Genomic DNA, 12,072 nt, shown 5'->3' on the forward strand with positions numbered 1-12,072 from the left:
GTGTGTGGAAGCTCATGTAGCTCAGTGGCAGAGCACTCCCTTGGTAAGGGAGAGGTCGGCAGTTCAATCCTGCCCATGAGCACCATCTTTCTGGGTGTTTCGGTCTTAATTGGTTTCCGATTTCCTGATTTTTTTGCGGGGTTGATGATATGGCTAAGGAAAAATTCGAGCGGAAAAAGCCGCACGTAAACGTTGGCACGATTGGTCACGTTGACCATGGCAAGACCACGCTGACGGCTGCGATCACGACCGTTCTGTCGCGCAAGTTCGGCGGCGAGGCCAAGGCCTACGACCAGATCGATGCGGCGCCGGAAGAAAAGGCTCGTGGCATCACCATCAACACCGCTCACGTTGAATACGAAACCGATGGTCGTCACTACGCCCACGTGGACTGCCCGGGTCACGCCGACTACGTGAAGAACATGATTACGGGTGCTGCGCAGATGGATGGCGCCATCCTGGTCTGTTCTGCCGCTGACGGCCCGATGCCCCAGACGCGGGAGCACATTCTGCTGGCCCGTCAGGTTGGTGTTCCGTTCATCATCGTCTATCTGAACAAGTGCGACATGGTTGACGACGAAGAGCTGCTTGAGCTGGTTGAAATGGAAGTGCGGGAGCTGCTTTCCAAGTACGACTTCCCGGGTGATGATGTGCCCATCATCAAGGGTTCCGCCCTGAAGGCGCTGGAAGGTGATCAGTCCGATATCGGCGAACCCTCCATTTTCCGCCTGGCTGATGCGCTCGACTCCTACATCCCGACCCCCGAGCGTGCGGTTGATCTGCCCTTCCTGCTGCCGATCGAAGACGTGTTCTCGATTTCCGGTCGTGGCACCGTGGTGACCGGTCGTGTCGAGCGCGGCATCGTCAAGGTTGGTGAAGAAATCGAAATCGTCGGCATCAAGCCGACTGTGAAGACCACCTGCACTGGCGTGGAAATGTTCCGCAAGCTGCTGGATCAAGGTCAGGCTGGCGACAACGTGGGCGTGCTGCTGCGTGGCACCAAGCGTGAAGACGTCGAGCGCGGTCAAGTGCTGTGCAAGCCGGGCTCCATCAAGCCGCACACCCACTTCACGGGTGAGGTGTATGTGCTGTCGAAGGAAGAGGGTGGTCGTCACACCCCGTTCTTCAACAACTACCGTCCCCAGTTCTACTTCCGTACCACGGATGTGACGGGCTCCATCGCCCTGCCGGAAGGTACCGAGATGGTGATGCCGGGTGACAACGTCTCCATGACCGTGAAGCTGATTGCGCCGATCGCCATGGAAGAAGGTCTGCGTTTCGCCATCCGTGAAGGCGGTCGTACCGTCGGCGCTGGCGTCGTTGCCAAGGTTATCGAGTAAGTTTCGATAGTCGTACTCAGATCGCCTCGCCCCCGCGAGGTGGTCTGTAGTCTCTGCTGCAGGGGTATAGCTCAACTGGCAGAGCGTCGGTCTCCAAAACCGAAGGTTGGGGGTTCGATTCCCTCTGCCCCTGCCACCGTTTCATCCGGACTCAAGTTTTAATGGCCGACAAAATCAAGTTTGCGCTGGCACTGGTTCTACTGGTGGCCGGCGTTGTGGGCTTCTATCTGCTCTCCGAACAGGCGATGGTTTTGCGTGTGCTGTCGGTGCTCGCAGGTGTTGCCCTTTGCGCTGCTGTGGCCTGGAAAACCGAGGCTGGGCAGCGTTTTGCCGTTTTTGCGGGCGAGACTGTTGCCGAGGCAAAGAAGGTCGTCTGGCCGTCCCGCAAGGAGACGTTCCAAACGACCGGTATCGTGTTTGCTTTCGTGCTGATCATGGCGGTTTTTCTGTGGGTCACCGACAAGACGCTCGAATGGGCGCTTTATGACCTGATTCTTGGCTGGAAAAAATCATGAGCAAGCGTTGGTACGTCGTACACGCGTATTCCGGCTTTGAAAAATCGGTGCAGCGCGCACTCGTTGAGCGCATTGCCCGGGCTGGCATGCAAGACTTCTTCGGTCAGATCCTTGTTCCCGTTGAAGAAGTCATCGAAATGAAGAACGGTCAGAAGAGCATTTCCGAGCGCAAGTTCTTTCCCGGCTACGTGCTGGTGGAAATGGAAATGAACGATGACAGCTGGCATCTGATCAAGTCGACACCCAAGGTGACTGGGTTCGTTGGTGGGACGGCCAACAAGCCGACCCCGATTTCCGAGAAGGAAGTCGAAAAGATCATGCAGCAGATGCAGGATGGCGTTGATAAGCCGCGCCCGAAGGTGTTGTTTGAAGTTGGCGAAATGGTTCGCGTCAAGGAAGGCCCATTTACCGACTTCAACGGTTCTGTTGAAGATGTTAATTACGAAAAAAGCAAGATCCGGGTGTCGGTGACGATTTTCGGCCGCGCCACGCCCGTGGAGCTGGATTTTGGTCAGGTGGAAAAGACCTGATCGTCGTGGGGTGTCACAAAGTGACGCCCCGTTTTGTGCCCGCAAGGGAAAAAGAGGAGCGCGGCGTGAGCCGTGCGTTTGTACTCGATAAGGAGTTGCCAGATGGCAAAGAAGATTATTGGCTACATCAAGCTGCAGGTGCCTGCAGGCAAAGCCAACCCCAGCCCCCCGATCGGTCCGGCTCTTGGTCAGCGCGGTCTGAATATCATGGAGTTCTGCAAGACCTTCAATGCTCAGACGCAAGGTCTTGAGCCCGGTCTGCCGATTCCGGTGGTGATCACTGCATTTGCCGACAAGAGCTTCACCTTCGTGATGAAGTCTCCCCCGGCCACCATCCTGATCAAGAAGGCCGCCGGCATCCAGAAGGGTTCGCCCAAGCCCCATACCGATAAGGTTGGCTCGATCACCAAGGCTCAGTGCGAAGAGATCGCCAAGGTCAAGGTCAAGGATCTCACTGCTGCCGACGTCGAAGCCGCTATCCGCACCATTGCTGGCTCCGCTCGCAGCATGGGCATCACCGTGGAGGGCCTCTAATCATGGCAAAGCTTTCCAAGCGCGTTCAGGCCCTGCGTGCCAAGGTCGACCGCAACAAGTCCTATGCCCTGACTGAAGCCCTCGCGCTGGTCAAGGAGTCCGCCACCGCGAAGTTCGACGAGTCCGTCGATATCGCTGTGAATCTTGGCGTCGACGCCAAGAAGTCCGACCAACTGGTTCGTGGCTCCGTCGTGCTGCCTGCCGGTACCGGCAAGAGCGTTCGCGTCGCCGTGTTCGCCCAGGGTGAAAAGGCTGAGGCCGCACGTGCGGCGGGTGCCGATGTCGTCGGTTTCGACGACCTGGCCGAGCAGGTGAAGGGTGGCAACATCGATTTCGATCTGTGTATTGCCACTCCCGACGCCATGCGCGTCGTTGGTGCACTCGGTCAGATCCTCGGTCCTCGTGGCCTGATGCCGAACCCGAAGGTTGGCACCGTGACCATGGACGTCACCACCGCCGTGAAAAATGCCAAGGCTGGTCAGGTTCAGTACCGCACCGACAAGGGTGGTCTGATTCATGCCACCGTGGGTCGTGCCTCCTTTACCGTCGAAGCGCTGCAACAGAACGTTGCCGCCCTGATCGACGCGCTGGTCAAGGCCAAGCCCGCCGCCTCCAAGGGTGTGTATCTGCGCAAGGTTGCCGTGTCGTCCACCATGGGCGCCGGTGTTCGCGTGGAACCCTCTACCCTGAGCGGACAGCAGTAAGAACTTTGGGACGGCTGGCAAACGTGGTTTGTCAGCCGGATCGTCAAAGACCGCAGGTGCGGCGCGGGCTGTGAGCCTAAGTCGCTTAATCATCGAAAACCTGCGTAGACGGTGCCCCAGAACAGGAATCCGGCTCTTCTTTAAAAGGAAAGCCAAACTCCTGATCCAGGTCGCCGTAGGTGCGGTGAACTCATTCATCGCGTGTTGACTTGATAGGAGGAAAGACCTTGAGTCTGAATCTCGACGACAAAAAAGCCGTAGTGGCTGAGGTGTCGGCACAAGTTGCAAACGCCCAGACCATCGTCGTGGCTGAATACGCAGGTATCGAGGTGGGCAATCTCACCGTTCTGCGTGCCAAGGCTCGCGAATCTGGCGTTTACCTCCGTGTGCTGAAGAACACCCTGGCACGACGCGCCGTGGCGGATACGCCGTTTGCCGGCCTGGCCGATCAAATGACCGGCCCGCTGATTTACAGCATTTCGGCTGATCCCGTGGCTGCTGCGAAGGTTTTGGCTGATTTTGCTAAGACCAACGACAAGCTGGTCCTGAAGGCGGGTTCGTATGCAGGCAAAGTGCTCGACAAGGCTGGTGTTCAAGCCCTTGCTTCGATCCCGAGCCGCGACGAACTGCTGGCCAAGCTGCTGGGCGTCATGCAGGCTCCGGTGTCCGGCTTCGCCGGTCTGCTGGCTGCGCTCGCCAAGAAACGTGAAGAAGAAGCCGCGGCCTGATTGGTCGATTCCCGGCAACTCGTACGAAATTAGATCTGGAGTATTTTGAGATGGCAATTACCAAAGAAGACATCCTCGAAGCCGTTGGCGCGATGACTGTTATGGACCTGAACGACCTGGTCAAGGCGTTCGAAGAGAAGTTCGGCGTTTCCGCTGCAGCCATGGCTGTGGCCGCTCCTGGCGCTGGCGGTGCTGCCGCTGCCGTGGAAGAGCAAACCGAATTCAACGTGATCCTGCTGGCCGCTGGCGACAAGAAGGTTGAAGTCATCAAGGTCGTCCGTGCCGTTACCGGCCTGGGCCTGAAGGAAGCCAAGGATCTGGTTGATGGTGCTCCGAAGCCCGTCAAGGAAGCCATCCCCAAGGCTGACGCTGAAGCTCTGAAGAAGCAGCTTGAAGACGCTGGCGCGAAGGTCGAAATCAAGTAATTTCGGTTTCGTGCAGGGGGCTGATGCCATATCGGCATCGGCCCTTTTGCGTTTTCTGTTTTCCGTAGTTCCTTTAGAGGCGGTCCTAGACGACAAAAAAGAGCGTTCGACGCAGATTAAGGCGCAAACAGCGTCGAATCAAGCGTCCGAAATGCTGTCTTTTGTCTTCTGACGTCCGACTTCTCAGACCCGGAGCATCTATGGCGTACTCCTACACCGAGAAAAAGCGCATCCGTAAAAGCTTCGCCAAGCGCGCAGCTGTACAGAATGTGCCTTATCTGCTGGCCACTCAGCTTGAATCCTATGCGTCCTTCCTGCAGGCAGAGACATTGCCTTCAGCTCGGGCAAACCAGGGCCTCCAGGCTGCCTTCAATTCTATTTTTCCGATTTCCAGCCACAGCGGTAACGCTAGGCTGGAGTTCGTGCAGTTCAACCTCGGTGAGCCTGCCTTCGATGTGAAGGAATGTCAGCAGCGCGGCCTGACCTTCGCGTCCCCGCTGCGTGCCCGTGTCCGTCTTGTCATTCTCGACAAGGAAGCGGCCAAGGAAACGATCAAGGAAGTCAAGGAGCAGGAAGTTTACATGGGCGAAATTCCGCTCATGACAAACAATGGCTCCTTCGTCGTCAACGGTACTGAGCGCGTCATCGTCTCTCAGCTGCACCGCTCGCCTGGCGTGTTCTTTGAGCACGATCGTGGCAAGACCCACTCCTCCGGCAAGCTGCTGTTTTCGGCGCGGATCATTCCGTACCGTGGGTCCTGGCTCGATTTCGAATTCGACCCTAAGGATTACCTCTACTTCCGTGTGGACCGTCGCCGCAAAATGCCGGTGACCATCCTGCTGAAGGCCATCGGCATGACGCCGGAAGAGATCCTGTCGACCTTCCACGACTTCGAGAACTTTACCCTGCTCGAAGACGGCGCACGTTTCGCCCTCGTCCCCGATCGTCTGCGCGGTGAAATGGCCAAGTTCGACGTGGTGGACGCGTCCGGCAAGGTCATCGTGACTAAGGACAAGCGGATCACGGCCAAGCACATTCGCGAGCTGGCGAGCGCCGGGATTGACATGGTCGACGTGTCTGACGATTTCCTGCTGGGGCGTGTGCTTGCTGCTAACGTGGTCAGCCCAGACGGTGAACTGGTCGCTCGTGCAAACGACGAGATTACCGAAGACGTGCTGGACAAGCTCCGGGATGCCGGTGTCTCCGATCTGCGCACTCTTTACCTGAACGACCTGGATCGTGGTCCTCACATCTCGCAAACCCTGCGTGTGGACGAGACGACGGACCAGTGGGCTGCCCGCGTGGCGATCTACCGCATGATGCGTCCGGGCGAGCCTCCCACGGAAGACGCAGTTGAAGCCCTTTTTCAGGGGCTCTTCTATCTGCCGGAGCGTTACGATCTGTCGGTTGTTGGCCGCATGAAGTTCAATCGTCGGGCCTATCCGGAAAAACTGGATGACAAGGCGCCCGAGTGGCAAAAGCGCCTCTACGCAACCGTTGGCCCGAAGGGCGGTGAGGGGCCTGGAACCCTCTCCAACGAAGACATTCTCGCGGTTGTCGGCGTCCTCGTCGAACTGCGCAATGGTCGTGGCGAGATTGATGACATCGATCACCTGGGCAATCGTCGTGTTCGGTCTGTCGGCGAACTCGCCGAGAATCAGTTCCGTGCGGGTCTGGTGCGCGTCGAGCGTGCTGTCAAGGAGCGCCTCGGCCAGGCCGAGAGCGACAACCTGATGCCCCATGATCTGATCAACGCCAAGCCGATCAGTGCGGCCATCAAGGAGTTCTTCGGCTCCAGCCAGCTTTCCCAGTTCATGGATCAGACCAATCCGCTGGCCGAGATCACCCACAAGCGCCGTGTTTCGGCTCTTGGCCCGGGGGGTTTGACCCGCGAACGTGCCGGTTTTGAAGTTCGAGATGTGCACCCGACGCACTACGGTCGCGTGTGTCCTATCGAAACGCCGGAAGGTCCGAATATCGGCCTGATCAACTCGTTGGCGCTGTTTGCACGCACCAATCAGTACGGTTTCCTTGAGACTCCGTATCGAAAGGTGACGGATGGCTCGGTGACCGATCAGATCGATTTCCTGTCGGCGATCGAAGAGGGGCAGTACGTTATTGCCCAGGCGAATGCGGAAGTGGACGACACGGGCAAGCTCACCGGTGATCTGGTGTCGTGCCGTAACCGGGGTGAGTTCACTCTGGCCACGCCCGACACCGTGCAGTACATGGATATCGCGCCGGGCCAGATCGTTTCCGTGGCGGCGTCGCTGATCCCGTTCCTTGAGCATGACGATGCGAACCGTGCGCTGATGGGTGCGAACATGCAGCGTCAGGCCGTTCCCTGCCTGCGCCCTGAGAAGCCCTTCGTCGGGACCGGCATTGAGCGGACCGTTGCGGTTGACTCTGGTACTGCCGAGCAGGCGCGTCGGGGCGGTGTCGTGGATTATGTCGATGCCAACCGGATCGTGATTCGGGTGCATGACAACGAAACCGTGGCCGGCGAGGTCGGTGTCGATATCTACAACCTGATCAAGTACACGCGTTCCAACCAGAACACCAACATCAACCAGCGCCCTGTGGTGAAGGTCGGCGATGTGGTTGCCCGCGGTGATGTGATTGCCGATGGCGCGTCTACCGACATGGGCGAACTGGCCCTCGGTCAGAACATGCTGGTCGCCTACATGACCTGGAACGGCTACAACTTCGAAGATTCGATCCTGATCTCCGAACGCGTGGTTGCTGATGATCGCTTCACCTCGATCCACATCGAAGAGCTCACCGTCGTTGCCCGTGACACCAAGCTCGGACCGGAAGAAATCACCCGCGATATCGCGTCGCTCGGTGAGGCCCAACTGTCCCGCCTGGATGAGTCCGGCATCGTTTACATCGGCGCGGAAGTCGAAGCCGGGGACGTGTTGGTCGGCAAGGTCACGCCTAAGGGCGAGACTCAACTGACGCCAGAAGAAAAGCTGCTGCGCGCGATCTTCGGCGAAAAGGCGTCCGACGTTAAGGACACGTCGCTGCGTGTGCCCTCTGGCATGAACGGCATCGTCATCGATGTGCAGGTGTTCACGCGTGAAGGTATTGAGCGCGACAAGCGTGCCCAGTCGATCATCGACGACATGCTGCGTGGTTTCAAGACCGATCTGGCCGACCAGATGCGGATCGTGGAGCGCGACGCCTTCGAGCGTATCGAGCGCATGATCATCGGCCAGCCTGCTAACGGCGGCCCGAAGCGTCTGGCCAAGGGAGTGGCGATTACCAAGGAATACCTGGACGGTCTGGATCACTACACCTGGTTTGACGTTCGGATGGCCGACGAAGGTTTGGCTGCCCAGATGGAAGCCGTGCGTGAAGCCCTTGAGAAGACCCGCAAGGATTTCGATCTGGCTTTTGAAGCCAAGAAGAAAAAGCTTACCCAGGGCGATGAATTGCCTCCGGGCGTCCAGAAGATGGTCAAGGTTTACCTGGCCGTGAAGCGTCGCCTGCAGCCTGGCGACAAGATGGCCGGCCGTCACGGTAACAAGGGTGTTGTCTCCAAGATTGTCCCCGTTGAAGACATGCCCTACATGGAAGACGGTACGCCGATGGATATCGTGCTGAACCCGCTGGGTGTGCCGTCCCGGATGAACATCGGTCAGGTGTTGGAAACCCACCTGGGTTGGGCTGCCAAGGGTCTTGGTAACAAGATCGACAAGATGATCCGGGCCAAGGCCGCAGTGGATGAAGTGCGCGGTCTGCTTGAAGAGATCTATAACGGTAGTGGCAAGCCCGAGGAGTTGGGCGACTTCACTGATATCGAAGTGATGGAGCTGGCACAAAACCTGCGCAAGGGTGTGCCCTTCGCAACACCGGTGTTCGACGGGGCCAAAGAGTCCGAGATCCAGGGCATGCTTGAGTTGGCGGGGCTGCCGGCTGCCGGCCAGGTCACGCTGCTTGACGGTCGTACGGGTGAGCAGTTCGAGCGCCAGGTCACGGTTGGTTATAAGCACGTGCTGAAGTTGCATCACCTTGTTGATGACAAGATGCACGCCCGTTCCACCGGCCCGTACTCCCTCGTCACTCAGCAGCCGCTGGGTGGTAAGGCCCAGTTCGGCGGTCAGCGTTTCGGGGAAATGGAAGTGTGGGCGCTCGAAGCCTACGGTGCCGCCTACACCCTGCAGGAAATGCTCACGGTCAAGTCGGATGACGTTACCGGCCGGACCAAGGTGTACGAAAACATCGTCAAGGGCGAGCACAAGATCGACGCCGGCATGCCGGAATCTTTCAATGTGCTGGTTAAGGAAATTCGTTCTCTGGCCATCGATATCGATCTCGACCGCTACTGAGCGGGCGATTTCGACGATAAGTGCTCACCCTGGATGGAGTGATTGATGAAAAGTTTGCTCGCTGATCTGTTCAAGCAAAGCCTGCCGAACGAGGAAGAGTTCGACGCTATCACCATCAGCCTGGCCAGCCCGGAAACCATCCGGTCCTGGTCCTATGGCGAGGTGAAGAAGCCTGAGACCATCAACTACCGGACTTTCAAGCCGGAGCGTGATGGTCTGTTCTGCGCGAAGATCTTCGGACCGGTCAAGGACTACGAGTGCCTGTGCGGCAAGTACAAGCGCCTCAAGCATCGCGGCGTGATCTGCGAAAAGTGCGGCGTTGAAGTGACCCTGTCGAAGGTCCGTCGTGAGCGCATGGCGCACATCGAGCTGGCCTCGGTGGTCGCTCACATCTGGTTCCTGAAGAGCTTGCCCAGCCGCCTCGGCATGGTGCTCGACATGACCCTGCGTGACATTGAGCGGGTGCTGTACTTCGAAGCCTATGTGGTCACCGATCCCGGCATGACCCCCCTCAATCGTGCCCAGATCCTGTCGGAAGACGACTACCTGGCCAAGGTCGAGGAGTACGGTGACGACTTCATCGCCCTGATGGGCGCTGAAGGCATCCGCGAGATGTTGCGCAGTCTCGATCTGCCCCACGAGATCGAAAAGCTGCGTTCCGAGTTGGAGACCACCGGCTCTGAAGCCAAGATCAAGAAGATCTCCAAGCGCCTGAAGGTGCTGGAGGCCTTCCAGACCTCGGGCATCAAGCCGGACTGGATGATCCTCGAAGTGCTGCCCGTGCTGCCGCCGGACCTGCGTCCGCTGGTGCCGCTGGACGGTGGCCGTTTCGCCACCTCCGACCTGAACGACCTCTATCGTCGGGTGATCAACCGGAACAACCGTCTGAAGCGTCTGCTTGAGTTGAAGGCGCCGGAAATCATCGTCCGCAACGAGAAGCGGATGCTGCAGGAGTCCGTGGACTCCCTGCTTGATAACGGTCGTCGTGGCAAGGCCATGACTGGCGCCAACAAGCGCCCGCTCAAGTCCCTGGCCGACATGATCAAGGGCAAGGGTGGTCGCTTCCGTCAGAACCTGCTGGGTAAGCGGGTCGACTACTCTGGTCGTTCGGTGATCACCGTGGGCCCGCAGTTGAAGCTGCACCAGTGCGGTCTGCCCAAGCTGATGGCCCTGGAGCTGTTCAAGCCGTTCATCTTCAACAAGCTCGAGCTGATGGGTCTCGCGACCACCATCAAGCAAGCAAAGAAGATGGTGGAAGGCCAGGAGCCGGTGGTGTGGGACATCCTCGAAGAGGTGATCCGCGAGCATCCGGTCATGCTGAACCGCGCGCCGACCCTGCACCGCCTGGGTATCCAGGCTTTCGAGCCGGTTCTGATTGAAGGCAAGGCGATCCAGCTGCATCCGCTGGTCTGCGTGGCCTTCAACGCCGACTTCGACGGTGACCAGATGGCCGTCCACGTCCCGCTGTCGCTGGAAGCGCAGATGGAAGCCCGCACCCTGATGCTGGCATCCAACAACGTGCTGTCCCCCGCCAACGGCGAGCCGATCATCGTGCCTTCCCAGGATATCGTGCTGGGTCTGTACTATGCGACCCGGGTTGGTGTGAACGCCAAGGGCGAGGGCATGGCCTTCGCCGACGTGGGTGAGGTCAAGCGCGCTTACGAATCCGGCCAGGTTGCCCTTCACGCCAAGGTTATCGTGCGTCTGAAGGAATGGGATCTCGGCCCTGAAGGGGAGTCCATCGAGAAGATCACCCGTCACGAGACCACCGTCGGTCGTGCGATCCTCTCCGAAATTCTGCCCGCTGGCCTGCCTTTTAGCGTGCTGCAGAAGCCCTTGAAGAAGAAGGAAATTTCCAAGCTCATCAACGCGGCCTTCCGTCGTTGCGGCCTGAAGGCCACCGTGGTGTTCGCCGACAAGCTGATGCAGGCCGGTTTCGGCCTTGCAACCCGCGCCGGCATTTCCATCGCGGTGAAGGACATGCTGGTGCCCGAGCTGAAGCACCCGCTGATCCACGCTGCCGAACAGGAAGTCAAGGAAATCGCCCAGCAGTACACCTCCGGTCTGGTGACTGACGGTGAACGTTACAACAAGGTCGTGGATATCTGGGGCCGCGCCGGTGATCAGGTCGCCAAGGCGATGATGGATCAGCTCGGTCAGGAGGATGTCGTTGACCGTCACGGCGCCACTGTCAAACAGGAGTCCTTCAACTCCATCTACATGATGGCTGACTCAGGGGCGCGGGGTTCTGCAGCGCAGATTCGTCAGTTGGCCGGTATGCGGGGTCTGATGGCGAAGCCGGATGGCTCGATTATCGAGACGCCCATCACAACCAACTTCCGTGAAGGCCTCAACGTTCTGCAGTACTTCATTTCCACCCACGGTGCCCGTAAGGGTCTGGCGGATACGGCGCTGAAGACCGCGAACTCCGGCTACCTTACCCGTCGTCTGGTGGATGTGACCCAGGATCTGGTGGTCATTGAAGACGACTGCGGCACCAAGAGCGGTTTCGTGATGAAGGCGCTGATTGAGGGTGGTGAAGTTGTCGAGCCCCTGCGCGATCGCATCCTCGGGCGTGTCACCACCGACGATCTGGTGCACCCCGATACCCAGGAGACACTCATCGACGCGGGCACGATGCTTGACGAAGATGCTGTCGACCTGATCGAGAGTGTTGGTCTCGACGAGGTTCGCGTGCGTACGCCGCTGTCCTGCGAAACCCGCTATGGTCTGTGTGCCAAGTGCTACGGTCGTGACCTGGGTCGCGGTTCCTTGGTTAATGCCGGTGAGGCTGTTGGTGTCATCGCCGCCCAGTCGATCGGTGAGCCGGGTACCCAGCTGACCATGCGGACCTTCCACATAGCGCTTCCGGCAGCGGCTTGAACATACCTAATCTTACCTGGAACAGAGCGATTTTTAATATCACCGGTTCAGCCAGTGATAACGATTTGTATTTAAATGTTAT

Annotated in this window: 8 protein-coding genes, 2 tRNA genes and 1 pseudogene; all 11 read left to right on the forward strand. The window is 58.6% G+C overall.

Annotated elements, in window-relative coordinates:
* The first annotated feature begins 10 nt into the window (after positions 1-10).
* Positions 11-85: transfer RNA gene (locus PHI64_RS18050), tRNA-Thr, on the forward strand.
* A gap of 64 nt (positions 86-149) precedes the next feature.
* A complete protein-coding gene (gene tuf, locus PHI64_RS18055; protein WP_299885757.1) occupies positions 150-1,340 on the forward strand; it encodes an elongation factor Tu in 1,191 nt (396 codons plus the stop codon).
* Positions 1,341-1,400: 60 nt separating this feature from the next.
* A tRNA-Trp gene (locus PHI64_RS18060) sits at positions 1,401-1,476 on the forward strand.
* Positions 1,477-1,501: 25 nt separating this feature from the next.
* The gene (gene secE / locus PHI64_RS18065) at positions 1,502-1,855 is read left to right on the forward strand and encodes a preprotein translocase subunit SecE (RefSeq protein ID WP_299885760.1); all 354 of its coding nucleotides are present in this window, start codon (positions 1,502-1,504) and stop codon (positions 1,853-1,855) included.
* Positions 1,852-2,385, forward strand: coding sequence for a transcription termination/antitermination protein NusG (nusG, locus tag PHI64_RS18070; RefSeq protein WP_299885763.1), 534 nt, complete (start codon positions 1,852-1,854; stop codon positions 2,383-2,385). The genes secE and nusG overlap by 4 nt, the downstream gene beginning before the upstream one ends.
* Before the next feature lie 102 nt (positions 2,386-2,487).
* Entirely contained in the window at positions 2,488-2,919 is a 432-nt protein-coding gene (rplK, locus tag PHI64_RS18075) for a 50S ribosomal protein L11 (RefSeq protein ID WP_299885765.1), read from the forward strand.
* 2 nt (positions 2,920-2,921) lie between these two features.
* Positions 2,922-3,623, forward strand: coding sequence for a 50S ribosomal protein L1 (gene rplA, locus PHI64_RS18080; RefSeq protein WP_299885768.1), 702 nt, complete (start codon positions 2,922-2,924; stop codon positions 3,621-3,623).
* 227 nt (positions 3,624-3,850) lie between these two features.
* Positions 3,851-4,351, forward strand: a complete 501-nt coding sequence (rplJ, locus tag PHI64_RS18085; protein ID WP_299885771.1) for a 50S ribosomal protein L10 — start codon at positions 3,851-3,853, stop codon at positions 4,349-4,351.
* A 50-nt stretch (positions 4,352-4,401) separates the two neighbouring features.
* Positions 4,402-4,776 carry a 50S ribosomal protein L7/L12 gene (gene rplL, locus PHI64_RS18090; RefSeq protein WP_299885774.1) on the forward strand — a complete coding sequence of 125 codons (375 nt, stop codon included), beginning with the start codon at positions 4,402-4,404 and terminating at the stop codon, positions 4,774-4,776.
* Between the two features lie 200 nt (positions 4,777-4,976).
* Positions 4,977-9,107: a DNA-directed RNA polymerase subunit beta gene (rpoB, locus tag PHI64_RS18095; protein WP_299885777.1), complete on the forward strand. Its 4,131-nt coding sequence runs from the start codon at positions 4,977-4,979 to the stop codon at positions 9,105-9,107.
* A 45-nt stretch (positions 9,108-9,152) separates the two neighbouring features.
* A pseudogene (rpoC, locus tag PHI64_RS18100) lies at positions 9,153-11,969 on the forward strand (DNA-directed RNA polymerase subunit beta'); the annotation flags it as partial.
* Positions 11,970-12,072: the final 103 nt, after the last annotated feature.

The organism is Zoogloea sp. (genome assembly GCF_028689785.1).
Lineage (GTDB): Bacteria > Pseudomonadota > Gammaproteobacteria > Burkholderiales > Rhodocyclaceae > Zoogloea.